Raw genomic sequence first — 24,511 nt, forward strand, 5'->3', positions numbered from 1 at the left:
GGCCTCCCCGGGGGAGAGGCCGCCGCCCTGCGCGTAGGCGCCGTCGGTACGCGTCACGTCAGGGCCGCGGCTTCCTCGAAGCAGGCCCGCCACCCCGCGGACACCCCTCACACCAGTGCCACGGCCTCCTCGAAGGAGAGCCCACCACCCACCGCGTACGCCGCCTCGTACGCGGCCTCGCCCAGCGCGGCCCGGGTCCGGTCCACCGCCAGGGTCCGCACCGCGCGCTCCAGGGCGCTCGCGACATGGCCCGGCGGCTGGAGTGCGGCGGCGGCGCCCAGACAGCGGGCCGCGTCGTGGGCGCGGCTGCCGTCGTCGACCCCCGTGAGGGAGACCGCGGCGATGGTCAGGTAGGCGGAGCGCATATGGGGGGCGATGGTCTGCGAGAGGCGGTCGGAGGCATGTTCCAGTGCCCGTCGAATGGCGGCGAGGGACTCCTCGTAGTGGCCGTCGACCGCGTCCAGCCAGGCCTCCGAGCCCAGGAGGAAGGCGTCGAAGACGAAGAAGTGGGACAGCCCGAACTCCTCCCGCAGCCGCCGGAGTTGTTCCCGTGCCTCCGCCGTGCGGCCGGTCATGCCGAGCCAGCCGGCCAGGAAGAGCCGGGCAAAGGCGCTCGACTCGTGGGCCGGGCCGTCCTGCCGGCCGACCACCTCGCGCAGCAGGCGCTCGCCGTGCTCGTGCTGCCCCGCCTCCAGCAGAGCGCTGCCGAGCCGGGCGGTGAGGATGGCCGCCTGGGCGCGGGCGCCGAGCCGCTCGGCGTGTTCGATGGCGGCCTCGTAGTCGGCGGCGGCCGGCAGGTAGGCGCCTGTGCGCTCATGGGCCTCGCCGCGGGCGGAGAGAGCCTCTGCGGTGCCCCAGGCGTCCCCGAGGCGCTGGAAGATCTCCAGCGACTCGTCGGCGTCGCGGGCCGCGTCGGCCGCCCACTCGGCGCGGTTGGCCCGCAGGTTGGCGCGCAACTGCAGGTTGCTCGCGAGCTCCCACTCGAAGCCCGGTGTGTCGCGGCAGGTGCGCACGGCGGCGTCGGCGATGACGTCGATGCGGTCCATGTCGCCGGTGATCACCACGGCGAAGAACCAGAGCATGCCCGGGGCGCGACAGATCTGCGGCATCCCGGGCTCGTACGTCGCGGCGATCACGCGCAGTTTGGCCTGGGCCTGCGGGGTCTGCCAGGAGTCCAGCTCGGTGTCCATGCAGGCGAGATGGGCGAGATGGAGGCCGCGCCGGGCCTCAGCGAGGACCTCGCCGGTCATGGGCGGCGGGGCGTCCGTGCACCGCTGCCACACCGGGGGGGCCGGCCTGGCGGGTTCGGTGAACGGGTCGGGGCCGAGGGTCATGGCCTCGGCGCACCAGCTGCGGGCCTCGATGCGCAGGTCGCGCATCTGCCAGTACCAGACGAGCGACAGGATGAGGCACAGGGCCTCCTGTTCGTCGCGGGCGGCGACGGCGTGGCGCAGGGCGGTGCGCAGGTTCTCGTACTCCGTCTGGAACCGTTCGATGGCGGCGCGCTGGCCGGGGCCGCGCAGCAACGGGTCGGTGGTGCGGGCGAGTTCGCGGTAGTACGTCAGATGCGCGCGCTCCGCCTCGGTGCGCTGCCCGGCCTCGTCGAGCCGCTCGCCCGCGTACTCGGCGACGGTCTCCAGGAGGCGGTAGCGCATCTCGCCGTCCGAGCTGTGCTCGGTGCCCTGCTCGGTGCTCTGCCCGTGGCTCCGCTGCGAGCTCTGCTCCGGGCTCTGCTCCGACGTGGGGGACGAAGGCGCGGCCACCACAAGGGACTTGTCGACGAGCGAGCCCAGCGCCTCCAGCGCGGCCGGGCCGCACACGGCCTCGGCGGCGGCGAGGTCGCAGCCGCCCGCGAAGACCGACAGGCGCCGCAGGACGTCCCGTTCGTCCTCGTCGAGCAGGTCCCAGGACCAGTCGACGACCGCGCGCAGGGTCTGCTGGCGGGGCAGGACGGTGCGACTGCCGGAGGTGAGCAGCCGGAACCGGTCGTCGAGCCGGTCGGCGATCTGGCGTGGCGTCAGCATCCGCAGCCGGGCGGCCGCGAGCTCGATGGCGAGTGGCAGTCCGTCGAGCCGCCGGCAGATCTCGGCGCAGGCGTCGGGGTCGTCCCCGATCCGGAAGCCGGGCCGGGCGGCCGCGCCCCGCTCGGCCAGCAGCCGCAGCGCGACCGGCTCGGGCAGCGGCTCCACCGGCCGCAGCAACTCCCCCGGTACGCCGAGGGGTTCGCGACTGGTGGCGAGCACCGTCAGCTCCGGGCAGCGTTCCAGCAGTTCCTCGACGAGCCGGGCGGCCCCTTCGACGACGTGCTCGCAGTTGTCGAGGACGATCAGCATGCGGCGCCTGCCGCAGTGCTCGACGAGCCGCTCCACGGGGTCGTCGTACCGGTCGGCGACGGCCGCCCGTATGCCCTCGGCGCCGGCGCCGTGCAGCACGGTCTCGCGGGCGCCGATGGCGGTGAGCACGGCCTCCGGTACGGCGGCGGGGTCGTCGACGGGCGCGAGTTCGGCCAGCCACACCCCGTCCCGTGCCGCGCACCGCACACCCTCGGCGGCCTCCTGCGACAGCCGCGTCTTCCCGGCCCCGCCCGGCCCGAGCAGCGTCACGAGCCGGGCGCTCGCGAGGTCGCCCCGAATGGTCTCGATGTCGGCCTCCCGGCCGACGAAGGAGGTGAGACGGGCGCGGAGGTTGCCGAGCCGCGGGCCGCGGGAGCCGTCGGTCCCGGCAGCCGGGCTCGCGCCGGGAACCTCCGGCGCGGGCCGGGAGGCCGCCCGCGGGTTCAGCAACTCGGCGTGCAGCGCCCGCAGTTCCGGTCCCGGATCGGACCCGAGGCGGGCCGCGAGCAGCCGTCGTACGCCCTCGTAGGCGGCCAGCGCCTCGGCGGTGCGGCCGGCGTCGCGCAGGGCGCGCAGGCGCAGCGTCTGGAGGGGCTCGTCCAAGGGGTGGTTGTCGCACAGGGCGGTCAGTTCGGGCAGGGACTGCTCGCCCTGGCCGAGGGCGAGCGCGGCGGTGTGGCGGGCGCGCAGCACGTCGAGGCGCCGGGTCTCCCAGCGGGCGGCCTGGGCGGTGCGGTCGGGGAGGTCGGCGAGGACGGGGCCGCGCCACAGGGCGAGGGCGTCGTCGAGGACGACGACGGCCTTCGCGGGGTCCCCGTCGGCCAGGGCGCGCAGGCCGTCGGCGGCCAGCCGCTCGAAGCGGTGCAGGTCGATGTCGTCGGGTGCGGCGGTGAGCCGGTAGCCGCCTTCGACGGAGGCCACGGCGTCCGCGCCGAGCGCCCGGCGCAGCCGGCCGACCAGCGCCTGGAGCGCGCCCGGCGCGTCGGCGGGCGGGTCGCCCTCCCACACCTCGTCGACCAGCAGGCTCGTGGTCGCGGTACGTCCGGGCCGCAGGGCCAGCACGGTCAGCAGGGCGCGCAGCCGCGCCCCGCCGACGGCGACGGGTGTGCCGTCGGGGCGGAGTGCCTGGGTGGTGCCGAGGATGCGATAGCGCACGGGGTTCATTGTCTCCGGTGGCGTCGGGGCCGGTCACGGGGTTCGGTCGGCTGGGCGTGCCGTGCGGGGGCGCAGCTGTGGAGGGGCCGGCGCCGGGGAAGACACCCCTCCGCCGAGAAGGTCGTCCGCGTCCGTCAGCAGCAGCGGCAGGCTCACCTCCTCGCCCACCGCGAAGGGAGTGCCGCAGCACTCCGTCCGCCGGTCCGCGTAGAACACCTGCCAAACTCCCATGCCCCCACCTTCTTGGGAACCGGCGACCGAGCGCGAGACGTTTTCCCGTACGCGGTACGGTCGGGCTTTCCAACCGCCCGCGCCCTACCCCGACGCAGTGACAGGAGCCCGTCTCATGACCACCGCCACCACCCGCCACAGCGACCGGCGGATCAGTCCCGTCTTCGTCGGGATCCTGGCCGTCACCGCGGTCACGGGCTGGGCGACCTGGACCGGCTTCGCCGAACAGCCGGGTGTGGCCGTGTTCCTGTTCGTGACGGCGGCGTGGATCGTCTCGCTCTGTCTGCACGAGTACGCGCACGCGCGCACCGCCCTGCACAGCGGCGACATCTCGGTGGGCGCGAAAGGGTACCTGACCCTCAATCCACTCAAATACACCCACGCCCTGCTCAGCATCGTACTGCCCGTGCTGTTCGTGATCATGGGCGGGATCGGGCTCCCCGGCGGTGCCGTGTTCATCGAGCGCGGGCGCATCCGGGGACGCTGGCGGCACAGTCTCATCTCCGCGGCGGGACCGCTGACGAACGTGCTGTTCGCGGCCGTGTGCACCGCCCCGTTCTGGCTGGACGCGCTGGACGGCGTCCCGCGCGACTTCCGGTACGCGCTCGCCTTCCTCGCCCTGCTCCAGGTCACGGCCGCGCTGCTGAACTTCCTGCCGGTGCCCGGCCTGGACGGCTACGGCGTCATCGAGCCCTGGCTGTCGTACAACGTGAAGCGCCAGGTGGAGCCGTTCGCGCCGTTCGGGCTGCTGTTCGTGTTCGCGCTGCTGTGGGTCCCGTCGATCAACAGCGTCTTCTTCGACGTGATCGACTCGATCCTGCGCGGCCTGGGGATCAGCGACTTCGACACGTACTGCGGCCAGGAGTTCTACCGCTTCTGGCAGGGCACGAACGAGTACTGCTCGGTCAGCCCGTGACGGACTTGCCCGGAGCGGCGGCCTTGCCGCGCTTCAGGTAGTACCAGCACATGTTGGACGACAGGCCCGCCAGCAGCACCCAGACGACACCGAGCCAGCTGCCCTGGACGAACGAGACGACGGCTGCGGCCACCGCGAGCACACAGACGACGAGGGCGTAGAGGGCGAGGCGGGGCATGGGGTCGGCTCCTGTCGGGGGACACTGCTTGCGCCGTCCAGTGTCCCCCATGGAGCCGTCGGCCCGGGAACGGACTCACACGTCGGTGACGCGGAGCCCCGCGTGCGCCTTGTAGCGCCGGTTGACGGAGATCAGGTTGGCGACCAGCGACTCCACCTGGTGGGCGTTGCGCAGCCGGCCCGCGAAGACGCCGCGCATGCCGGGGATGCGCCCGGCCAGCGCCTGGACCGTCTCCACGTCGGCGCGCTCCTCGCCGAGGACCATGACATCCGTGTCGATCTCGTCGATCTCGGGGTCCTGCAACAGCACCGCGGAAAGGTGGTGGAAGGCGGCCGCCACCCGCGAGTCCGGCAGCAGGGCGGCGGCCTGCTCGGCGGCGCTGCCCTCCTCGGGCTTCAGGGCGTAGGCGCCCTGCTTGTCGAAGCCGAGCGGGTTGACGCAGTCGACGACGAGCTTGCCGGCCAGCTCCTCGCGCAGCGACTCCAACGTCTTGCCGTGGCCCTCCCAGGGCACGGCGACGATCACGATGTCGCTGCGGCGCGAGGTCTCGGCGTTGTCGAAGCCCTCGATGCCGTGTCCGAGCTCGTCGGCGGCGGCCTGGGCGCGTTCGGCGGCCCGCGAGCCGATGATCACCTTCTGGCCGGCCCTGGCGAGCCGGTAGGCGAGGCCCTTGCCCTGCGGCCCGGTCCCGCCGAGCACGCCGACGACGAGTCCGGAGACGTCGGGCAGGTCCCAGGGGTCCTTGGCGGGGGCCTTCTGTGCACTGTCGGTAGAGGTCATGCGCCGACTTTACGTGCGCACCGGCCCGCCCACAGGTCAGGTGAGGTCCGTCACGGGCACTCCGCCGAACACGACCGGTGCACCGCGAATGAATCCCGGTGGCTCGCGTAGCCCTCGCGGCCGGCGCGGACGGGGCCCGCGATATCCGTCGTGGGAGCTCCTTCCCCAGGTCGGGCGAATTCAGGGTGAACTCCGGGTCATGAGTGGCCGGTTGCGGCAGTATGCGGCCCCATGGACGCCGTACGGGTCGCGCTGCTGCGCGAAGTGCTCGCCGGGACCGAGTGGCTGGGGGCCACCCGGCGGTTCGCGGGGGTGCTGCGCGGGTCCGTGGTGTCGCACGGGGGCGGGCTGCTGCTCGTGGGGACGCCTGCGTACGAGCCCTGGCATCTGGCCGCCCACCTGGCGGACGAGGCCGCGTGGTCGGGGACGCCCGAGCTGGCCCCCACGCTCGTACGGCATGACGCGCGCGCCTCGGATCCGGCGCACCTGGCGGTCGGCCTCGGACGGATCGAGGCGGCACGGCGTGGCGAGACCCTGCTGGTGGTGGCGCCCGAGGGCCCCGGCGACCCGCTCCTGGAGCGGGTGCACGACGCCCGCCGGGCCGGGGCGACGGTCCTCTCCCTGGGTTCCGGGGACCGTGACCTGGTTTCCCTGGCCCACGAGTCGCTCGCGGTACCGGAGGGCACCGACCTGGACCTGGACACCGTGCAGCACCTGGTCAGTGCCGGGGCCGGGGAGAACGCGCTGCCGGCGCCCCGGGGCCGCCGACGGCTGCGGGACCGGCTGTCACGGCTGGCGGACCAGCTGACGGCGCCGCCGCCGCCGTCGTGGTGAAGGCGGCCGCGGTGAAGGCGGCCGCGGTGAAAAACGGTTGCCGCCCGTGGTGAGGGGGCGGACGATGACCGGTCGTGACCGCCGACGCCCCCACCTCCCCCTCCGGATCTCCCTCCGGCCTGCGTGGCCTGCTGCCCGATCTCGCCCCTTGGCGGGCCTCCGTCGACTTCCGGCGGCTGTGGTTGTCGGGCCTGATCTCCAACTTCGGGAGCTTTCTGACCTTCGTCGCGCTGCCTGTGCAGCTGAAGGACCTCACCGGGTCGGCGGCCGCCGTGGGCGCGATCGGCGCGGTGGAGCTGGTGCCGCTGATCGTGTTCGGGCTGTACGGCGGTGCGCTCGCCGACGCCCTGGACAAGCGGAAGCTGATCGTCTGGACGGAGGCCGGCCAGGGACTCCTCTCCGCCGCGCTGCTGCTCAACGCCCTGCTGCCGGAGCCCGCCGTCTGGCCGCTGTACCTCGTCGCCGCGCTGTCCTCCGCGCTCGTCTCGGTGCAGCGGCCCGCGCTCGACTCGCTCTGGCCGCGGATCGTCGCCCATGACGACCTCCCGGCGGCGGCCTCCCTCAACTCGTTCCGATGGACGGTCGGCGGCGTGGCGGGTCCGGCACTCGCGGGCGTGGTCGTGGCGTACGCGGGGCTCGGCTCGGCGTACGCGGCCGATCTCGTCACCTTCGTCGTCTCCGTGCTCCTCGTCGTCCGGATCGCCCCCTCCCCCGCCTCGCACGAGGCCGCCGGGCCGTCCCTGAAGTCGATCGTCGAGGGCGCCCGCTACGCCTGGAGCCGCAAGGAACTGCTGGGCACCTACGCCGTCGACCTCGCGGCGATGTTCCTCGCGATGCCGCTCGCCGTACTGCCGTTCCTCGCCGACGAACTGGACGCGGAGTGGTCACTGGGCCTGATGTACGCCACCATCCCGGCCGGGTCCCTGCTGGTGAGCCTGACCAGCGGCTGGACCTCACGGATCCACCGGCACGGGCGGATGGTGGTGCTGTCGGCCGCGCTGTGGGGGCTGGCGATCGCCGCCGCCGGTGTCGTCGGCAACGTATGGCTGGTGCTGCTGTTCCTCACCGTCGCCGGCGGCTGCGACATGGTGAGCGGCATCTTCCGCGGGGCCATGTGGAACCAGACGATCCCGGACGGGCTGCGTGGCCGGCTCGCCGGGATCGAGCTGCTGTCGTACTCGGTGGGGCCGACGCTGGGGCAGGTCCGCACGGGCGGGGTCGCCGCCTGGCTGGGCGTGCGGACGTCGGTGTGGTCCGGCGGGCTCATGTGCGCGGGAGCGGTGGGGCTGCTCGCCCTGTGCCTGCCGAAGCTGATGACGTACGACGTACGGACGAACGAGCACGCGCTGCGGCTGCGTGACCAGCGCGCGGCCGCCGCTCCGAGTCCCGCCCCCGATCCCGCCCCGGATCCGGCAGAGGCGTGATCAGTCGTCGTCCCCGGCACCGGGCGCCGGGGCGTCGTGCCACCGGGGGTCGGTCTCCCATTCGAGGTTGCGTTCGCGGGCGATGTCCATCGCGTGCTGGGCCTCCTCACGGGTGGCGTACGGACCGAAGCGGTCCTTGCCGGGGCAGTCCGGCCCCTCCTCGACCTTCTTGTGCTCCAGGCAGTAGTACCACTCACCCGGCTTGCCGACGGTGCGCTTCTTGAACAGGGCCATGAACAGCTCCTCTCGCCACCGACATGTTCCCCCATCCCCGCTGGTTAGACTCGCTGGCATGTCTGGCCAGTCGCTGCTCGTACCAGGGGAGCTCTCTCCCGCCCGTTCCGTACCCGGAAACATCCGCCGCCCCGAGTATGTCGGCAAGCCCGGGCCGACGCCGTACACCGGACCGGAGGTGCAGACGCCCGAGACGATCGAGGCGATGCGCCGGGCGGGCCGGATCGCCGCACAGGCGATGGCCGAGGCGGCGAAGATCATCGCGCCGGGCGTGACGACGGACGAGCTCGACAAGGTGGCGCACGACTACATGTGCGACCACGGCGCCTACCCGTCCACCCTCGGCTACCGCGGCTTCCCCAAGTCCCTGTGCACGAGCGTCAACGAGGTCATCTGCCACGGCATCCCCGACTCGACGGTGCTGCGCGACGGCGACATCGTCAACCTGGACGTGACGGCGTACATCGGCGGAGTGCACGGCGACAACAACGCCACGTACCTGGTCGGTGACGTCGACGAGGAGTCGCGGCTGCTGGTGGAACGGACCCGGGAGTCCCTCAACCGCGCGATCAAGGCGGTCAAGCCGGGCCGGCAGATCAACATCATCGGCCGGGTCATCGAGTCGTACGCCAAGCGGTTCGGGTACGGGGTGGTCCGGGACTTCACGGGCCACGGGATCAACTCCTCGTTCCACTCCGGGCTGATCATCCCGCACTACGACAGCCCGCACGCGACGACGGTGATCCAGCCGGGGATGACCTTCACGATCGAGCCGATGCTGACGCTCGGGACGCACGAGTACGACATGTGGGACGACGGCTGGACGGTCGTCACGAAGGACCGCAGGCGGACAGCGCAGTTCGAGCACACGCTGGTGGTGACGGAGACGGGTGCGGACATCCTGACGCTGCCGTAGCTCCGCACGTTTCCGCGGGCCCGTTCTCTTCGGAGGGCGGGCCTTTCGAGTGGGTTGCGTGTCCTTGATCGGGATCCGGGGTACCGCTTTTACCGACAGGACGTCGGCAAAGCTGTTTGCTCGAGTAAGGCTTGATGATGCGAACCATGGGCTCCTCCTTCTCGACAGTGATCCGCACCGCGTCACACGAGCAGCACGTGCAGGCGGAGACCTCGACGTTCATGAGCGACCTGCTCGGCGGACGGCTCGGGGTGGACGCGTACGCGCGGTACACCGAGCAACTGTGGTTCGTGTACGAGGCGCTGGAGTCCGGGGCCGAGCGGCTGGCCGCGGACCCGGTGGCCGGGCCCTTCGTCCAGCCGGAGCTGTTCCGGCTGGCCGCACTGGAGCGGGACCTGGCGCATCTGCGGGGTGCCGACTGGCGGGCGGGCCTGACCTCGCTCCCCGCGACCCGCGCATACGCCGACCGGGTGCGGGAGTGCGCCGAGCAGTGGCCCGCCGGATACATCGCCCACCACTACACCCGCTACCTCGGCGACCTCTCCGGCGGCCGGGTCATCCGCGACAGGGCGGAGCGGACGTGGGGCTTCGAACGCAAGGGCGACGGGGTGCGCTTCTACGTCTTCGAGGGGATCGCCAACCCGGCCGCGTTCAAGCGGGGTTACCGCGAGCTGCTGGACGCGGTCCGGGCCGACGACCTGGAGAAGCAACGGATCGTGACGGAGTGCAGGCGGGCGTTCACGTTGAACACGGCGGTCTTCCGGGCACTGGGTGAGGAGTTCCCGCTGAGCGCCTGAGCGCCTGCGCGCTCCGCGGGACGTGCGGTCGTTCGACTGCCGGCCGTCCATGGCCGGTCGCGCCCACGCGGCGGAGTCGTACATCGATACGACCCGCACCCCTTCAGGGCGCGTTCCCGCACGTGAGTTCCCCGAATCCGCCTACCGCTCCGGCTGGCGTTCCAGGAACACCCGCCCCCCGATCTCCACCCACCCGTGCGGCTGCGGTGCCGTCAGGATCTGCGAGCCGGCGCCCTGGGTGATGTTGAGGGCCCGGCCCAGCCGTTCGGTGAGGAGCAGTGCCGCCGCGCCTGTCGCCTCGTCCTCCTCGATGCCGTCGTCGCGGCCCGGGAAGGCGCGGGCGCGGACGCGGCCGGCGGGCTCGTCCTCCCAGGCCCAGGCGTAGATCCACTCGCCGGGCGGGGGGACGGGGAGGTGGTCGACCTCGGCGGCCGTGGCGTACTGGCGGAGCGTGCGCGGCGGAGCCCACTCGGCCCGCGCCTCGATCCAGCTGAACTCGCCGTCCTGCCGCGCCCCGACCACTCCGGCCGGGGTGACCAGTTCGGGGACGTCCAGGAGCCATGCCGTGCCGACACAGGGGTGCCCGGCGAAGGGCAGCCGCAGGGTGGGCGTGTAGATGTCGATGACGCCGCGCTCGGGGTCGTCCACGAACACCGTCTCGCTGAAGCCGAGCTTCCCCGCCAGGGCCTGCCGGTCGTCACGGCCCGGCAGTACGGAGCCCTCGCGGACGACGCCCAGCTCGTTCCCGTACCCGCCGTTCGCCGCGCAGAACACACGCAGCACGTCGTAATCAGTCACTCGGAAATTGAAACATCGCCCGGCCCGCGAGGTCGTCCAGGCGTCTCGCCCGCCGGCCGAGTGGTCCGCGCGTGACGGCGCGCGCCGGTGACATGGTGGCCGTGGCGGTGCACGACCTGGGGCCGGTTCGACATACGCGCACCGGGTCGCGCTCCTGTGCGCCGGTCGTGTCGCGGGGGACGGGCCGTGGGCCGAGGTGTTCTCCGCGCCTCCCCTCCCACAGGTCTACGACCAGCCCGTCGAGCGCTGTCGCACCCGCGCACACGCACGCGCCAGGTGACCCCCGAAGCGGAACCTTTGAATCTCCTATGACCGAATCTTTGCGTCCGATTTGGGTGATCGTGATCATCCCGTGCTCATACAGCGTCGATGAGAGGTGAATCACGGCACGCAGGGGTATCAGGCAGGTAAGCCTCGGTTAAGTTAGGCCAGCCTCACCAATCCTTGTGAGTACCGTCACGCCGTTTTTCAGCCACCCTCGGGGAGCCCGCATGCGAGCCGTCAGACTGTCCGTCGTCACCGCCGCCGCCACCGCGGCCGCGCTGACCGCCGTCACGGGCTGTACGGAGAAGAGCGACGCCGACGGTGCCGGGGCGATCCAGGTGACCGCCGCGGACTCCACGTGCAAGACGTCCACCACGTCGGTGCCGGCCGGCCAGGTCACGCTGAAGATCCAGAACAAGGGCTCCAAGGCCACCGAGGTCGAGATCCTCTTCCCGGACGACCGGATCGTCTCCGAGAAGGAGAACATCGGGCCGGGCACGAAGTACACGCTGACCGCAGAGGTGAAGGCCGGGTCGTACGAGATCGCCTGCCGCCCCGGCATGAAGGGCCGTGGCGTGCGGCAGAAGCTCACCGTCACCGGCGGCTCGGTCGCCAAGCGCGACCCCCAGCTGGACAAGGCCGTCGCCGACTACCGCGAGTACGCGCAGGAGCAGGCCGACGCGACGCTGCCGCTCGTCAAGACCTTCGTCGCGGCGGTCAAGGCCGGTGACATCGAGGCCGCGAAGAAGGCCTTCGCGCCCTCCCGCCTCGGCTGGGAGCGCACGGAGCCGGTCGCCGAGTCCTTCGGCGACATCGACCCGAAGGTCGACGTCCGCGAGGACGGCCTGGAGGACGGCCAGAAGTGGACCGGCTGGCACCGCCTGGAGAAGGCCCTCTGGCAGGACAAGAAGATCGGCGCCGAGGAGAAGACCCTCGCCGACCAGCTGGTGACGGACCTGACCGACTGGCAGAAGCGGGTCGGCAAGGCCGAGATCACCCCGACCTCCATGGCCAACGGCGCCAAGGAGCTGCTCGACGAGGTCGCCACCGGCAAGGTCACCGGCGAGGAGGACCGCTACTCGCACACCGACCTGAGTGACTTCAAGGGCAACGTCGAGGGCGCCCAGAAGGCGTACGAGCTGCTCAAGCCGGTCGCGCAGAAGAACGACGCGGCGCTGACCACCGAGCTCGACAAGCAGTTCGCCGCGCTCGACACGCTGCTGGACAAGTACCGCACGGACAAGGCCTCGTACGACTTCGTCTCCTACGACAAGGTCACCAAGGACCAGCGGAAGGAGCTCTCGGACGCGGTGAACGCGCTCGCGGAGCCGCTGTCCAAGCTCGCCGCAGGCGTCGTGAAGTAAGAGGGGCCCATCCATGACGGACACTCAGTCGGACACCCAGGAAGCCAACGCCGAGGCCGGCCCCGGCTCCGTTCCCTCCCGGCGCTCGCTGATCGGCTGGGGCGGCGCGGGCCTCGCGCTCGGCGCCGCCGTGGCGGGCGGCGCGGTGGCGATGACCCGGGTCGGCGACGACGTCGACCCGGCCGCCGCCGAGACGGGCGCCGCGGTCGCCTTCCACGACGCGAACCAGGCAGGCATCGCCACGCCGGTCCAGGACCGGCTGCACTTCGCCGCGTTCGACGTGAAGACCGACGACCGCGCCGAGTTCGTACAGCTGCTGAAGGACTGGACCGAGGCCGCCCGGCGGATGACCGCCGGGAAGGCGGTCGGCGAGGGCGCGTACGGCGGGCTCGCCGAGGCACCGCCGGACGACACCGGTGAGGCGCTGGGCCTGAAGCCGTCGCGGCTGACCCTCACCATCGGCTTCGGCCCGTCGTTCTTCGAACGGTTCGGGCTGGCGGACCGGCGCCCGGAGGCGCTGGTCGACCTCCCCAGGTTCCCCGGCGACAACCTCGACAAGACCCGCACCGGCGGCGACCTGTGCGTCCAGGCCTGCGCGGACGACCCGCAGGTCGCCGTGCACGCGATCCGCAACCTGGCCCGCATCGGCTTCGGCAAGGTCGCGATCCGCTGGTCGCAGCTCGGCTTCGGCAAGACGTCGTCGACGACCCCCGACGCCCAGACCCCGCGCAACCTCATGGGGTTCAAGGACGGCACCCGCAACATCGCGGGGACGGAGACGGACCGGCTGAAGAAGTTCGTCTGGGTCGGTGACGGCGACACCGACGACAAGTCGGCCTGGATGACCGGGGGGTCGTACCTCGTCGCCCGGCGCATCCGCATGAACATCGAGACCTGGGACCGGACCTCGCTCCAGGAGCAGGAGGACGTCTTCGGCCGTGACAAGGGCGAGGGCGCACCGGTCGGCAAGGCCAAGGAGCACGACGCGCCGTTCCTGAAGGCGATGAAGCCCGACGCGCACGTCCGCCTCGCGCACCCCGACTCCAACGACGGGATCACCATCCTGCGCCGGGGCTACTCCTTCACCGACGGCACCGACGGTCTCGGCCGGCTGGACGCGGGCCTGTTCTTCCTGGCCTACATGCGTGACGTGCGCAAGGGGTTCATCCCGCTGCAGCGCAAGCTGTCGGCGTCCGACGCGCTCAACGAGTACATCCAGCACGTGGGTTCGGCGGTCTTCGCCGTCCCGCCCGGCGTCCGCGACAAGGACGACTGGTGGGGCCGGACGCTGTTCTCCAAGGAGGCGTAGCCCGTGTTCTCCAACTATCTGATCGGTCTGCGCGAGGGGCTGGAGGCCAGCCTCGTCGTCTGCATCCTGATCGCCTACCTGGTCAAGACGGGCCGCCGGGACGCCCTGCGGCCGATCTGGATCGGCATCGGCATCGCGATCGCCATCGCGATGGGCTTCGGCTGCGTCCTGGAATTCGGCTCGCAGGAGCTGACGTTCGAGGCGCAGGAGGCGCTCGGCGGCTCCCTGTCGATCGTCGCGGTCGGCCTGGTGACATGGATGGTCTTCTGGATGCGGCGCACCGCCCGCCATCTGAAGTCGGAGCTGCACGGCAAGCTGGACGCGGCCCTGGCGATGGGCACGGGCGCGCTGGTCGCCACCGCCTTCCTGGCCGTGGGCCGCGAGGGCCTGGAGACCGCCCTGTTCGTGTGGGCGTCGGTCCACGCGGCCAGCGACGGCACGCCCCGCCCGCTGGTCGGGGTCGCGCTGGGCCTGGCGACAGCGGTCCTTCTCGGCTGGCTGTTCTACCGGGGGGCGCTGCGCATCAACCTCGCCAAGTTCTTCACCTGGACCGGCGGCATGCTGGTCGTGGTCGCGGCGGGCGTGCTGGCGTACGGCGTGCACGACCTCCAGGAGGCCAACTGGCTCCCCGGGATCCGGAACCTGGCCTTCGACATCAGTGACACCATCGACCCGAGCAGCTGGTACGGGACGCTCCTCAAGGGGGTCTTCAACTTCCAGCCCGACCCGACCGTGTTCCAGGTCACGGTGTGGCTGCTGTACCTGATCCCGACGCTCGCGGTGTTCCTCGCCCCGGTAGGGTTCGCCTCCGGGAAGGGGAAGGTGAAAGCTCCTGATGACCAGGGTTCGCGGCCCTCGGAGGCCAAGCAGTCTTGAACGGAGCGCGCTGATAGCTGCCTCGGTGACGGCTTTGTCGCTGACGGCGAGCGGTTGCGTGGTGGTGCACGGTGAGCGTGAGGTGCTCCCGGCCACCACGCGCGCCGAGGCCGCCGAGGCGCTCCAGCAGTTCACGGCCGCGTACAACAAGGCCGACAAGGCGTACGACAGTTCCCTGGACGCGGACTACGTCACCGGCGCCCTCGGCGACATCGACGGGGCGCGGCTGAAGGCGGGCCACGCCAACAGTCCGGGCGGCAACTCGGCGCACGCCCCGCTGACGTTCACGGACGCGCAGTACACCATCCCCAAGAAGGCGGGCTGGCCGCGCTGGTTCGTCGTCGACGCCAAGGCCAACAAGGGCGGCACGGCGCACTGGCTGCTGGTGTTCAGGCGGGACGGCCTGTCCGGGCCGTGGCAGGTGCCGTATCTGACGCTGGTGGCCCCGGGCTCCGTACCGGAGTTCAAGAAGGACAAGGACGGCTGGGCCGAGGCCGTACCGGCGGACTCGGCGGAACTGGCCGTAGCGCCCGGGGACTTGAGCCAGGGCTACGCGACCTACCTCAAGAGCGGCGGGAAGGCCTTCGCGGACGGCGCGTACACCAGCGCCCTGCGGGCGAACCGCGCGAAGAGCGCCACCAAGCCGGGTCTGGCCACGCAGTACATCGACGAGCCGCTGACCCGGGACGACTACGCCCCGCTGGCGCTGCGCACCACGGACGGCGGGGCGCTGGTGTTCTTCACCACGCACCACTACGTGAAGCAGACGGCCGCGGCCGGCGCCTCCGTCCCCACCCCCAACAAGAGCGTGCTGGCGCTGACCAAGGGCGAGATCAAGCAGTCCCTCACGATGGAGTTCGTCTCCAACGCGGTGGTCCTCGACCCCAAGCAGGGTTCGGGGGCCGGGCAGGTGTCGATGGTCGGCAAGATCCAGGGGCTGACGGCGGCGCAGGGCGAGTAGCGCCCGGTTCGTCCGTGCCGCGGGGCGAGTGGCGCCCCGGGTGCGTCAGTGGCGCAGGGGCCAGGCCGAGGCCACGTGGTCGGGCTCCGTGCCGACGTGGCGGGCGCAGGCGTCCGTGAGCGCCTCCAGCAGGGTCAGCGGGTCCGGCAGCGGGTGCTCCGGGCCGCGCAGCCAGCGCACCTGCCGCCCGTCGTCACCGGGCAGCCGGGCCGGCGGTACGAGGACGTAGGAGCCCCGGCAGTGCCAGCGCATGCCCGGGTGCTCGTCCGCCGTCTCGGGGTGGCAGTCCAGCTCGCACGGCCACCATTCGTCCTCGTCCTCGGGGGTGCCGCGGGTGAGGGTGAAGAACAGCATGCGGCCGTCGTCGCTCTCGGCGACCGGCCCGACCGCGATGCCGGCGGACAGCAGGCTCTCCAGGGCCTCGCGGCCGGCCTCCAGGGGCACGTCGAGGACGTCGTGCACCATGCCGGTCGCGGTGATGAAGTTGGCCTGCGGCTGGTGCCGGGCCCAGCGCTCGATCTGGGCGCGGTCGGTCGTGGACTGCGTCTGCCACGCGAACGACACGGGGTGCCGCGCGGGCGTGGGACAGCCGACGCGGTCGCAGGAACAGCGGTAGCCCGGCGCCGGGTACGCGGCGGGCGCGAGGGGCAGTCCCGCTCCGGCGGCGGCGAGCAGCAGAGCCTCACGGCCACCGGTGTCGGCGGCCTCCTTCGGGCGGCGTCCGCGCAGCCACTGGGAGAGTTTGCCCTGCCTGCCGTTGCGGCCACCGAACCCCGCGCTCATCTATCGCCTCGCCTCGCTGTTGTGCGGACAGCATGCCTCATCGTCCCATCATCCTGCGCATCGGGGGGCCGGAGCCGCCAATCGGGGCAGGTGGGACGAGGGATTGCGAGGGGTTACCAGGGGCCACGAGGGAGCATGAAGGGTATTCCACTCGTGAATATCAACCTATTGCTCACTTTGCCGGGATTGGGCGGAGATGAGTTCAGCGCGGGGCGAGGCCGCCGAGCGCGTAGTCGACGAGGGTGTCGGTGTACTCGTACGAGATCGGGCCCGTGTACTGGAGCCAGCGCTGCGCGAGCGGGGAGATGAAGAACTCGAGCGCGATGCGCAGGTCGATCCCGGGGCGGACCTGGCCGGCCTCCTGCGCGGAGCGCAGCCGGTCGACGTACAGCTGGAGGGACGGTTCCATGAGCTTGGTCATGAACTCCCGGCCGACCTGTTCGTTGACCACGCCCTCGGCGGCCAGGGCCCGGGAGGGCGCCTCGAACCTGGGGTCCTTCAGCTGGTCGACGGTGGCCCGCAGCACGGCCTTGAGGTCGGTCGCGAGGTCGCCGGTGTCCGGGATGACGTACGGCTCCGCGCCCGCCTCCCGCGCCGCCTGTGCGCTGAGGTCGAGGAACGCCTCCAGCAGGACGTCCGCCTTGGAGCCCCACCACCGGTAGATCGTCTGCTTGCCGACGCCGGCGCGGGCCGCGATGCCCTCGACGGTGGTCTTCGGGTAGCCGACCTCCGCGACCAGGGCGAGGGCGGCGTCGTGGATCGCGCGCCGGGACTTCTCGCTGCGGCGGGTGGCGTCGGGGGTCGGCTTCTTGACCATGGGGCGACGCTATCAAGGGAGTGAGACGGGGCGTCTCGCCTCTCCTGGCGGGCGGGATCAGCCCTCCACGTCGTACGGCGGCCAGGCGTCGCCCCAGTCCGCGTCCCGCGCCGCCTTGTACAGGTCGCCGTGGCGTTTGGTGACCGTCGTGCGGCGCAGCTGTTCGTCGGCCTCGCACAGGTCGAGAAGGACCTGGCCCTTGCGGATCTGCGGGCGCCGGACCACCCGGGAGGGGGCCGGGGTCACCGGGAGGCGGGTGGCGGCGACGTAGCTGAACTTCTCGTCCTCGTAGGCGAGGGAGCCGCCCTTGACCTGGCGGTGCAGCGACGAACGGCTGACCCGGGCCGAGAAGTGGCACCAGTCCGTGCCGGGGGCGATGGGGCAGGCGGCGCTGTGCGGGCAGGGCGCCGCGACCTGGAAGCCGGCGGCGACGAGGCGGTCGCGGGCCGCGAGGACGCGGGCGTAGCCGTCGGGGGTGCCGGGCTCGATGATCACGACGGCCTGGGCGGCGCTCGCGGCGGCGTCGACGACAAAGGCCCGGTCGGCCTCGGTGAGCTCGCCGAGCACGTACGAGACCGTGACGAGATCGGTGCTCTCGATGGTGAGCGCCGCTCCGATCCGAGAGCGCTGCCAGCGGGTGTCCCGCAGCGCGGGGTTGGCGGCGGCGATCTCCCGGCCGAGGGCGAGCGCGGGCTCGGCCCAGTCCAGCACGGTCACCGGCCGCGTCCCGTCCCAGGTCGCGCTGACCGCCCAGGTCGCCGCTCCGGTCCCCCCGCCGACGTCGACATGGCTGCCGGGCGTCCACCCGGGCACGGCGTCCGCGAACGCCTCCAGCGCCGAGCGCACCGCCTCGAAGGTCGCCGGCATCCGGTACGCGGCGTACGCGACCACGTCCGCGCGGTCGCGCAGGATCGGCGCGTCGGTCGGGGTGGCCCCCCGGTAGTTGGCGATGAGCCGTTCCACGGCTCCCGCGGCCTGTCTGGCCGGGAGCCCGTCGAGGAGGCCGGCGAGGGCGGCACGGAGGGTCTCGGCCGGGGATACGGGGACGTTCACCCGGCGATTCTCTCAGGTCGGCGTCGACGGGCCCGACGCAGCCGCCCGGCCCCGTGCGGCAGCTCCCGGAACCTCCCTGACGCGCCCCTGACGCGCCCCTCACGCTCCCCGGGACCGCGCCCCCCGAACCGCCCGCGCCACCAGCGTCCCCGCCGCTGCCCTCGGCCTGCTGTCCGGCGGGCGTCTCCTCGGGTGCACGGTGTTCGCCAGCAGGACGAGGAAGGTGTCCGTGGCCGGGTCCAGCACCAGTGACGTGCCCGTGAATCCGGTGTGGCCCGCCGCTCCCCGTCCCGCCAGCTCCCCCATGAACCACTGCTGGTCCAGGGCGAAGCCGAGCCCCGGTGGGGTCAGCAGGAGTTCGACGAAGTCGGTGCCGAGGATGCGGGCGGGCCCGTACGAACCGCCCGCGAGGAGGGTCCGGCAGAACACCGCCAGGTCCCGCCCCGTCGAGAACAGGCCCGCGTGGCCGGCCACCCCGCCCAGCGCCCAGGCGTTCTCGTCGTGGACCTCGCCCCGCAGCATTCCCCGGTCCGCCTTGGCCCAGGGGCGGCGCTGGTCCTCGGTCGCCGCGGCGTCCGGGCAGGGGCCGAAGTCGGTGGCCGTCATGCCCAGCGGGCGGGTGATGCCCTCGTGGACGAGGACGTCGAGGGTGCGACCGGTGACGCGTTCCAGGACGTGCTGGAGCAGCAGCATGTTCAGGTCGGAGTAGCAGTGCGTGCCGGGCTCGCCCACCGGCGCCTCCGCCCGCAGCCGCGCCAGCCGCTCCACGTCGTCCGCGCAGTCGTACAGCGGGAGTTCGGGGCGCAGCCCGGAGGTGTGGGTGAGCAGCTGTCGCACGGTGATGCCGTGCTCGGCGGCGGCGCGGAAGTCCGGCAGATAGGCGCCCACGAGGGCGTCGATGCCGAGCGTGCCCCGCTCGATCTGCTGCACCGCGGCGACCGAGGTGAACAGCTTGGTGAGGGAGGCCAGGTCGAAGGGCGTGTCGACGGTCATCGGCACCCGGTTCTCGGGCGGCAGTTCCACGCCCGTGTCCGTCTCCGGGTCGTAGGCCGCGTACCGCAGCGCCCAGCCGGCCGCCTCCGCCACGGCGATCACCGGGCCGCGCCCGGCGACCACGACGGCGCCCGCCGCCCAGGGGCGCTCCCCCGCGGTGAGGTCGTGCACCTCGCGGACGAGGTCGAGCAGTTCCCCGGCGTCGAGCCCGGCGCGTTCCGGTGTGTCGCTGCGCAGTCTCGGCGCGCTCAGTTCCCCTCCCCCAGGCTCGCGGCCTCGTTCGGGCAGGGGGGACCCCCGCCGTCCGCGGCCTCGTGGGCTCCCGTACGTGCGTTCCGGGGACGGCACATTCCCACGAAGCAGGCCAGCGCCACCAGTGCGGCCGCCAGTTGGACGAGTGCCATGGGGACGGCCGTGTGCTCCCCGGCGACGCCGACGAGCGGGGAGGCGATCGCCCCGATGAGGAAGGAGGACGTACCGAGCAGGGCGGACGCGGATCCGGCGGCGTGCCGGACGCGCATCAGGGCGAGGGTCTGGGCGTTGGGCAGTATCACCCCCATCGCGGACATCAGCACGAACAGCGCGGCGGCGACGGGCACGAGCCCCATCTCGCCGAAGGCGCCGGTCGCCATCAGCAGCAGCGCCGTCGCCGCCAGGACGACCACTGCCAGGCCGGCGCCCAGCGCCTTGTCCAGCCGGACCCGGCCGACCAGCACCTTGCCGTTGATCTGCCCGACGATGAGCAGACCGACGGAGTTGAGGCCGAACAGCAGGCTGAACGTCTGCGGGGAGGCGCCGTAGATCTCCTGGATCACGAAGGGCGAGGCGGAGACGTACGCGAACAGCGCGGCGAAGGCGAAGCCGCCCGTGAGCATGAAGCCGGTGAAGGGCAGGTCGGCCAGCAGTCCGCGCATCGCGCCCAGCGTCTCGCCGACGCCGCCGGTGTGCCGCCCGGCCGGCGGGAGTGTCTCGGGCAGCCTGGCCCACACCACCCCGGCCAGCAGTGCCCCCACCACCGTCAGGACCACGAACACGCCTCGCCAGTCCGTCACCCGCAGGATCTGTCCGCCGATGAGCGGCGCGACGATGGGCGCGACCCCGGAGATCAGCATCAGGGTGGAGAAGAAGCGGGCCATGGCCACACCGTCGTACAGGTCGCGTACGACCGCCCGCGCGATGACGATGCCGGCCGCGCCCGCGAGCCCCTGCGCCAGCCGGAAGGCGACCAGGAGCTCAACCGTGGGCGCCAGCGCGCACAGGGCGGTGGCGACGACGTAGACGGCGAGACCGATGAGCAGCGGGCGTCTGCGTCCCCAGCGGTCGCTCATCGGGCCCACGACGAGCTGCCCGAGCGCCATGCCGGCCATGCAGGTGGTGAGGGTGAGCTGGACGGTCGCGGCGGGCGCGTGCAGGGCCTCGGTGACGTCGGGCAGGGACGGGAGGTACATGTCCATCGCCAGCGGGGGTGTGGCGCTCAGGCCGGCGAGGACGAGGGTGACCAGGAGTCCGGTGCGGCGTGGGGAACCACGGCCGGCCGGCTCCGTCGCCGTCGTGGTCTTCTGCTCCAGGCCCGGTATCGCTGCCCCTCGCACGGACATACGCCCCTCCCTCTCCGAGTGATCCGCCGCCTATGCTCTCAGCTCGTACGGAGTGAGCTCGTACAGAATGCCGAAGGCCACATGAGCGAGGGTGGGGGCCGTATGACGATGACGGAAGACAGTGTGCGCTGGGGAGTCCTGGCGACCGGCGGGATCGCGGCGGCGTTCACAGCGGACCTGGTGGACCTGCCGGACGCGCAGGTGGTGGCGGTGGCCTCACGGACGCGGGCGTCGGCCGAGGCGTTCGCGGAGCGGTTCGGGATACCCCGGGCGTACGGCGACTGGGAGTCGCTCGCGCAGGACGCGGACATCGATGTCGTCTACGTCGCCACCCCGCACTCGGCGCACCGGGCGGCCGCCGGTCTGTGCCTGGAGGCCGGGCGGAACGTGCTGTGCGAGAAGGCGTTCACGCTGAACGTGCGCGAGGCGGAGGAACTGGTCGCGCTGGCGCGGGAGCACGGGAGCTTCCTGATGGAAGCGATGTGGATGTACTGCAATCCGCTGGTGCGGCGGCTGAAGGCGCTGGTGGACGACGGCGCGATCGGCGAGGTGCGCAGTGTGCACGCCGACTTCGGGCTGGCGGGTCCCTTTCCGCCTTCGCACCGGCTGCGGGATCCGGCACAGGGCGGGGGCGCGCTGCTGGACCTCGGCGTGTACCCGGTGTCGTTCGCGCAGCTGCTGCTCGGGGAGCCCTCGGGCATCACGGCGAGAGCGGTGCTCTCGGACGAGGGCGTCGATCTCCAGACGGGAGCACTGCTCTCATGGGAGAGCGGCGCTCTCGCCTCGGTGCACTGCTCCCTGGTCGGCGGTACGGCCGTGACGGCCTCGGTCACCGGCTCCGCCGGCCGTATCGACATCCCCAACGGCTTCTTCCACCCGGACCGCTTCGTCCTGCACCGCGACGGCCGCGACGCCGAGGAGTTCGCCGCCGACCCGGCCGACGGTCCCCGCGCCAGCCTCAAGCACGAGGCCAGGGAGGTCATGCGCGCCCTGCGGGCCGGCGAGACCGAGTCCCCGCTCGTCCCGCTCGACGGCACCCTCGCCGTGATGCGCACGCTCGACACGATCCGCGACCGCGTCGGCGTCCGCTACCCCGGCGAGGCGACCGAGGAAGCCGGGGGCGCCAACGAGCCCGCCCTCACGCCGGCTTGAGCCCCGGCTCCCCCACCTCCGTCACGAAGGACCCGGCCGTCGTGACCGGCGCCCCCGGCGTCGTCACGTACGGCAGGGCCCTGAAGTCGGCGCGGGCCAGCTCCTGCCCCAGTTCGACCCGGACGTAGCCGCGCCGCCCGTCGTAGAACCTCAGGTGCGGGTTGGCGGTCATGTACGTGGCCCAGTTCCCGGGCCGCTGGGAGCCGTCCTTGCCGCTGGCGATCGACGTGGCCACGATCTCGGTGCCGAGGGTGCGGGAGGCCGGGTCGTCGAAGTCGTCCTTGATGTCGAAGGCGTAGCCGACGTGCACGTCGCCGGTGAGCACCATCAGGTTCTCGACGCCGGCCGCCTTCGCGCCGTCGAGGACGCGGCGGCGGGAGGCCGGGTAGCCGTCCCAGGCGTCCATGGAGACTTGCGCGACCGGGTCGAGGTCCATCCGCCGCTGGGAGAAGCAGACCTGCTGCGGCACGACGTTCCACAGTGCGGTCGAGTCGCGCCAGCCGTCGAGGAGCCACCTCTCCTGGGTCGCGCCGGTCATCGTGCGCGCCGGGTCCTCGCTCTCCGGGCCGGGGACGTGCGGTGTGTCGCCGTAGGCCTGGTCGGAGCGGTACTGGCGGGTGTCCAGCACGTCGAACTGGGCGAGCGGGCCCCATTGCAGCCGCCGGTAGAGCCGCATGTCCGGGCCCGTGGGCAGCTGCGGCGGGCGCAGCGGCTGGTTCTCCCAGTACGCCCGGTAGGCGGCGGCGCGGCGCAGCAGGAACTCCTCCGACGAGACGGCGTTCTCGGGGACGGCGCCCGCGTAGTTGTTCTCGGTCTCGTGGTCGTCCCAGGTGACGACGAAGGGATGCGCGGCGTGCGCGGCCCGCAGGTCGGGGTCGGTCTTGTAGAGGGCGTAGCGCAGCCGGTAGTCCTCCAGCGACACGGTCTCGTGGTTGAACAGCGCGGGGAGCCGGCGGTCGGTGTAGGCGCGGGCGCCGCCGACCGCGTCGACCGCGTACTCGTAGAGATAGTCGCCGAGGTGGAAGACCAGGTCGACGTCGTCCTCGGCGAGGTGGCGGTGGGCGGTGAAGTACCCGTCCTGGTAGGCCTGGCAGGCGACGGCGGCGAAGGTGAGCGACGGGGCGGCGCCGGCCGCGGCGGGCGCGGTGCGGGTGCGGCCGGTCTCGCTGAGCCAGGCGCCCGCGCGGAAGCGGTAGTAGTACACGCGGCCGGATTCGAGGCCGTCGACCTCGACGTGGACGGTGTGCTGGAACTCGGGGTGCGCGGTGGCGGTGCCGCGCCTGACGACGGTGGCGAACGCCTCGTCGCGGGCCACCTCCCAGTCGACGTCGACGCGTTCGGCGGGCAGCCCGCCGTCGGGCTGGTACGGGGCGGGCGCCAGCCGGGTCCACAGGAGCACCGAGCCGGGCAGCGGGTCGCCCGAGGCCACGCCGAGGGTGAAGGGCGGGGTGTCGATGCGCGCCGCGTCCAGCTCCGCCGCGGCCGCCACCCCGGGTCTGGGGAGGTCGACGGCGAAGGCGAGCGCCATGGCCGCACCGGTGACGCCGAGGAAGCGGCGGCGGCCGATGTGGCGGGCGGCGGCCCGGAGTTCGGGCGTGTGCCGCGAGGAGACCCGATACGCCGGGACCCGATACGACTGGAATGCTGTGATTGTCATTCATTCCTCCCCGGACAGTTGAGGGAGGAGACGGGGAGGCGGCCACGCACGACACGCTCCGCCGCGCACGCATCGCTCGGACGGCGGACAGCGGCTTCCGCAGCGCGGACCACCGGACTGCCGGCTACGGAACCGGTCGTGCGGTGGCCGTGGAGCTGCTGCGCGCGGGCCGGTCGGTGGCGCCGGCGGGCCGGCGTCAGGGGCCGCTGGAGGAGACGGCGGGGCAGGCGCCGGAGGGCGCCTCCGTCGCCGTACGCACGGATGTGTCGCGCCCGGAGGACGTGGCCGCACTGTTCGCCGCCACCATGGACCGGTTGGGGCGGGTCGATCTGCTGTTCAACAACGCGGGGACGTTCGGGCCGGGCGGGGTGCCGGTCGAGGAACTGTCGTACGACGCGTGGCGGCACGTGGTGGACACCAACCTCAACGGGGCGTTCCTGTGCGCGCAGGCGGCGTACCGGCGATGGAGGAGCAGGATCCTCCCCCACTCTCGGCGCGAGATCCTGCGCGTCTCGCAGGACAAAAGCGGAGTCGAGCACAGCAATGACGCAACACGAGGCGAACGTCACGCGTGGGCGACGGCGATCCATTCGCGCGGCTGGCGGGACGCCGGGAGTTCTCCCACATCACGAGCATGTCGGCGCCGAAGTCGCCCGACTGGAGATCGGCTACGAGCCGTGCCACGGCTGACGACATCCGGGCCTGGGCCGAGGCCACCGGCCAGCCGGAGGCGGACGGGGAACTCCTCACCCGCCTCCGGGGACTTGAGTCCCACATCCGAAGTTGGCGGCGCCAGCTCGCCGCCGGTCACAAGGCCGTCCAGGACGCGCACAACGAGGCTCAAGCGCGGGCGGCGGTGCTCCACGCCTGGGAGTCGTCATGGATCGTCGGCGTGCTCACCGCGGCCTTCCTCGGCGAGCTTCAGCAGGGTGCGGAGGAGCTCGGCATCGAACCCGTCGTGCAGGATTTCCCCCGCCCCTCGAGTCGCTGGGCTCCCCCGAGTGGGACCTGAGTGACGACGCGTTCATGGCCGCGGTTTCGGCTTCGGCGGGGAGACGGAAGGTCGTCTCCCCGCCGAAGGGGTGGGG

The 24,511-nt window shown here is 72.4% G+C and carries 23 protein-coding genes and 1 pseudogene; 12 read left to right on the forward strand and 12 right to left on the reverse strand.

The genetic code is table 11. The annotated features are described in order from the left end of the window. Positions 1-107: 107 nt before the first annotated feature. Together ACFY16_RS06190 and ACFY16_RS06195 are read right to left on the reverse strand one after the other, a co-directional pair. Positions 108-3,497 carry a BTAD domain-containing putative transcriptional regulator gene (locus tag ACFY16_RS06190; RefSeq protein ID WP_390645876.1) on the reverse strand — a complete coding sequence of 1,130 codons (3,390 nt, stop codon included), beginning with the start codon at positions 3,495-3,497 and terminating at the stop codon, positions 108-110. A gap of 24 nt (positions 3,498-3,521) precedes the next feature. Then, positions 3,522-3,719, reverse strand: coding sequence for a DUF6578 domain-containing protein (locus ACFY16_RS06195; RefSeq protein WP_390645877.1), 198 nt, complete (start codon positions 3,717-3,719; stop codon positions 3,522-3,524). Between the two features lie 115 nt (positions 3,720-3,834). Between ACFY16_RS06195 and ACFY16_RS06200 the strand changes: the two genes are divergently transcribed. Continuing rightward, positions 3,835-4,635, forward strand: coding sequence for a site-2 protease family protein (locus ACFY16_RS06200; RefSeq protein ID WP_390645878.1), 801 nt, complete (start codon positions 3,835-3,837; stop codon positions 4,633-4,635). Here the strand turns inward: ACFY16_RS06200 and ACFY16_RS06205 are convergent. Both ACFY16_RS06205 and npdG read right to left on the reverse strand, forming a co-directional pair. Then, a complete protein-coding gene (locus tag ACFY16_RS06205; protein ID WP_390645879.1) occupies positions 4,625-4,813 on the reverse strand; it encodes a hypothetical protein in 189 nt (62 codons plus the stop codon). The genes ACFY16_RS06200 and ACFY16_RS06205 overlap by 11 nt on opposite strands. A 75-nt stretch (positions 4,814-4,888) precedes the next feature. Continuing rightward, on the reverse strand, positions 4,889-5,593 hold the full coding sequence (gene npdG / locus ACFY16_RS06210; protein ID WP_390645880.1) for an NADPH-dependent F420 reductase: 705 nt from the start codon (positions 5,591-5,593) through the stop codon (positions 4,889-4,891). 231 nt (positions 5,594-5,824) lie between these two features. Between npdG and ACFY16_RS06215 the strand changes: the two genes are divergently transcribed. Continuing rightward, the gene (locus ACFY16_RS06215) at positions 5,825-6,427 is read left to right on the forward strand and encodes a hypothetical protein (RefSeq protein WP_390645881.1); all 603 of its coding nucleotides are present in this window, start codon (positions 5,825-5,827) and stop codon (positions 6,425-6,427) included. 74 nt (positions 6,428-6,501) lie between these two features. Continuing rightward, on the forward strand, positions 6,502-7,851 hold the full coding sequence (locus tag ACFY16_RS06220; protein WP_390645882.1) for an MFS transporter: 1,350 nt from the start codon (positions 6,502-6,504) through the stop codon (positions 7,849-7,851). Here the strand turns inward: ACFY16_RS06220 and ACFY16_RS06225 are convergent, their stop codons facing one another. Next, positions 7,852-8,085, reverse strand: a complete 234-nt coding sequence (locus ACFY16_RS06225) for a hypothetical protein (protein ID WP_390645883.1) — start codon at positions 8,083-8,085, stop codon at positions 7,852-7,854. It lies immediately after the preceding gene. A 58-nt stretch (positions 8,086-8,143) separates the two neighbouring features. On the opposite strand from ACFY16_RS06225, the gene map reads away from it, so the two are divergent. Next, on the forward strand, positions 8,144-9,001 hold the full coding sequence (gene map, locus ACFY16_RS06230) for a type I methionyl aminopeptidase (RefSeq protein ID WP_390645884.1): 858 nt from the start codon (positions 8,144-8,146) through the stop codon (positions 8,999-9,001). 146 nt (positions 9,002-9,147) lie between these two features. Next, entirely contained in the window at positions 9,148-9,798 is a 651-nt protein-coding gene (locus ACFY16_RS06235; RefSeq protein ID WP_390645885.1) for a heme oxygenase (biliverdin-producing), read from the forward strand. 141 nt (positions 9,799-9,939) lie between these two features. Here ACFY16_RS06235 and ACFY16_RS06240 read toward each other — a convergent pair whose 3' ends face one another. Continuing rightward, the gene (locus tag ACFY16_RS06240; protein WP_390645886.1) at positions 9,940-10,596 is read right to left on the reverse strand and encodes a PhzF family phenazine biosynthesis protein; all 657 of its coding nucleotides are present in this window, start codon (positions 10,594-10,596) and stop codon (positions 9,940-9,942) included. Between the two features lie 491 nt (positions 10,597-11,087). Here ACFY16_RS06240 and efeO point away from each other — a divergent pair, with 491 nt between their 5' ends. The 4 genes from efeO to ACFY16_RS06260 are packed head-to-tail and all read left to right on the forward strand — an operon-like array spanning position 11,088 to position 15,370. Then, positions 11,088-12,224 (forward strand): iron uptake system protein EfeO, encoded by a 1,137-nt coding sequence (gene efeO, locus ACFY16_RS06245; RefSeq protein WP_390645887.1) that lies wholly within the window; start codon positions 11,088-11,090, stop codon positions 12,222-12,224. Positions 12,225-12,237: 13 nt separating this feature from the next. Continuing rightward, positions 12,238-13,533 (forward strand): iron uptake transporter deferrochelatase/peroxidase subunit, encoded by a 1,296-nt coding sequence (efeB, locus tag ACFY16_RS06250; protein WP_390645888.1) that lies wholly within the window; start codon positions 12,238-12,240, stop codon positions 13,531-13,533. Between the two features lie 3 nt (positions 13,534-13,536). Further along, positions 13,537-14,409, forward strand: coding sequence for an iron uptake transporter permease EfeU (gene efeU, locus ACFY16_RS06255; RefSeq protein ID WP_390645889.1), 873 nt, complete (start codon positions 13,537-13,539; stop codon positions 14,407-14,409). Further along, on the forward strand, positions 14,369-15,370 hold the full coding sequence (locus ACFY16_RS06260) for a hypothetical protein (RefSeq protein ID WP_390645890.1): 1,002 nt from the start codon (positions 14,369-14,371) through the stop codon (positions 15,368-15,370). The genes efeU and ACFY16_RS06260 overlap by 41 nt, the downstream gene beginning before the upstream one ends. Before the next feature lie 45 nt (positions 15,371-15,415). Here the strand turns inward: ACFY16_RS06260 and ACFY16_RS06265 are convergent, their stop codons facing one another. The 5 genes from ACFY16_RS06265 to ACFY16_RS06285 all read right to left on the reverse strand — a co-directional run bounded on the left by ACFY16_RS06265 (position 15,416) and on the right by ACFY16_RS06285 (position 20,614). Then, on the reverse strand, positions 15,416-16,153 hold the full coding sequence (locus ACFY16_RS06265) for a bifunctional DNA primase/polymerase (protein ID WP_390645891.1): 738 nt from the start codon (positions 16,151-16,153) through the stop codon (positions 15,416-15,418). Positions 16,154-16,355: 202 nt separating this feature from the next. Then, positions 16,356-16,970, reverse strand: a complete 615-nt coding sequence (locus tag ACFY16_RS06270) for a TetR/AcrR family transcriptional regulator (RefSeq protein ID WP_390645892.1) — start codon at positions 16,968-16,970, stop codon at positions 16,356-16,358. A gap of 57 nt (positions 16,971-17,027) precedes the next feature. Beyond that, complete coding sequence (locus ACFY16_RS06275; RefSeq protein ID WP_390645893.1) at positions 17,028-18,023, reverse strand: small ribosomal subunit Rsm22 family protein; 996 nt, start codon at positions 18,021-18,023, stop codon at positions 17,028-17,030. A gap of 99 nt (positions 18,024-18,122) precedes the next feature. Next, a complete protein-coding gene (locus ACFY16_RS06280; protein ID WP_390646104.1) occupies positions 18,123-19,253 on the reverse strand; it encodes a serine hydrolase domain-containing protein in 1,131 nt (376 codons plus the stop codon). An 11-nt stretch (positions 19,254-19,264) separates the two neighbouring features. Beyond that, positions 19,265-20,614 carry a multidrug effflux MFS transporter gene (locus tag ACFY16_RS06285; RefSeq protein ID WP_390645894.1) on the reverse strand — a complete coding sequence of 450 codons (1,350 nt, stop codon included), beginning with the start codon at positions 20,612-20,614 and terminating at the stop codon, positions 19,265-19,267. Between the two features lie 108 nt (positions 20,615-20,722). Here ACFY16_RS06285 and ACFY16_RS06290 point away from each other — a divergent pair, with 108 nt between their 5' ends. Next, positions 20,723-21,766 carry a Gfo/Idh/MocA family protein gene (locus ACFY16_RS06290; protein ID WP_390646105.1) on the forward strand — a complete coding sequence of 348 codons (1,044 nt, stop codon included), beginning with the start codon at positions 20,723-20,725 and terminating at the stop codon, positions 21,764-21,766. Here ACFY16_RS06290 and ACFY16_RS06295 read toward each other — a convergent pair. After that, on the reverse strand, positions 21,753-23,423 hold the full coding sequence (locus tag ACFY16_RS06295; protein ID WP_390645895.1) for an alkaline phosphatase D family protein: 1,671 nt from the start codon (positions 23,421-23,423) through the stop codon (positions 21,753-21,755). The genes ACFY16_RS06290 and ACFY16_RS06295 overlap by 14 nt on opposite strands. A 71-nt stretch (positions 23,424-23,494) precedes the next feature. Here ACFY16_RS06295 and ACFY16_RS06300 point away from each other — a divergent pair. Beyond that, positions 23,495-23,904, forward strand: a pseudogene (locus ACFY16_RS06300) (SDR family oxidoreductase); the annotation flags it as partial. 153 nt (positions 23,905-24,057) lie between these two features. Beyond that, positions 24,058-24,435 carry a hypothetical protein gene (locus ACFY16_RS06305; protein WP_390645896.1) on the forward strand — a complete coding sequence of 126 codons (378 nt, stop codon included), beginning with the start codon at positions 24,058-24,060 and terminating at the stop codon, positions 24,433-24,435. The last annotated feature ends 76 nt before the right edge of the window (positions 24,436-24,511 follow it).

Origin of the sequence: Streptomyces sp. NPDC001315, assembly GCF_042896175.1 — a bacterium.
Lineage (GTDB): Bacteria > Actinomycetota > Actinomycetes > Streptomycetales > Streptomycetaceae > Streptomyces.

Coding starts and splice junctions, on each gene's coding strand:
- ACFY16_RS06190 (WP_390645876.1), bottom strand. CDS start 3,497: ATGAACCCCGTGCGCTATCGCATCCTCGGCACCACCCAGGCACTCCGC.
- ACFY16_RS06195 (WP_390645877.1), bottom strand. CDS start 3,719: ATGGGAGTTTGGCAGGTGTTCTACGCGGACCGGCGGACGGAGTGCTGC.
- ACFY16_RS06200 (WP_390645878.1), top strand. CDS start 3,835: ATGACCACCGCCACCACCCGCCACAGCGACCGGCGGATCAGTCCCGTC.
- ACFY16_RS06205 (WP_390645879.1), bottom strand. CDS start 4,813: ATGCCCCGCCTCGCCCTCTACGCCCTCGTCGTCTGTGTGCTCGCGGTG.
- npdG (WP_390645880.1), bottom strand. CDS start 5,593: ATGACCTCTACCGACAGTGCACAGAAGGCCCCCGCCAAGGACCCCTGG.
- ACFY16_RS06215 (WP_390645881.1), top strand. CDS start 5,825: ATGGACGCCGTACGGGTCGCGCTGCTGCGCGAAGTGCTCGCCGGGACC.
- ACFY16_RS06225 (WP_390645883.1), bottom strand. CDS start 8,085: ATGGCCCTGTTCAAGAAGCGCACCGTCGGCAAGCCGGGTGAGTGGTAC.
- map (WP_390645884.1), top strand. CDS start 8,144: ATGTCTGGCCAGTCGCTGCTCGTACCAGGGGAGCTCTCTCCCGCCCGT.
- ACFY16_RS06235 (WP_390645885.1), top strand. CDS start 9,148: ATGGGCTCCTCCTTCTCGACAGTGATCCGCACCGCGTCACACGAGCAG.
- efeO (WP_390645887.1), top strand. CDS start 11,088: ATGCGAGCCGTCAGACTGTCCGTCGTCACCGCCGCCGCCACCGCGGCC.
- efeB (WP_390645888.1), top strand. CDS start 12,238: ATGACGGACACTCAGTCGGACACCCAGGAAGCCAACGCCGAGGCCGGC.
- ACFY16_RS06260 (WP_390645890.1), top strand. CDS start 14,369: ATGACCAGGGTTCGCGGCCCTCGGAGGCCAAGCAGTCTTGAACGGAGC.
- ACFY16_RS06265 (WP_390645891.1), bottom strand. CDS start 16,153: ATGAGCGCGGGGTTCGGTGGCCGCAACGGCAGGCAGGGCAAACTCTCC.
- ACFY16_RS06270 (WP_390645892.1), bottom strand. CDS start 16,970: ATGGTCAAGAAGCCGACCCCCGACGCCACCCGCCGCAGCGAGAAGTCC.
- ACFY16_RS06285 (WP_390645894.1), bottom strand. CDS start 20,614: ATGTCCGTGCGAGGGGCAGCGATACCGGGCCTGGAGCAGAAGACCACG.
- ACFY16_RS06290 (WP_390646105.1), top strand. CDS start 20,723: ATGACGGAAGACAGTGTGCGCTGGGGAGTCCTGGCGACCGGCGGGATC.
- ACFY16_RS06295 (WP_390645895.1), bottom strand. CDS start 23,423: ATGACAATCACAGCATTCCAGTCGTATCGGGTCCCGGCGTATCGGGTC.
- ACFY16_RS06305 (WP_390645896.1), top strand. CDS start 24,058: ATGTCGGCGCCGAAGTCGCCCGACTGGAGATCGGCTACGAGCCGTGCC.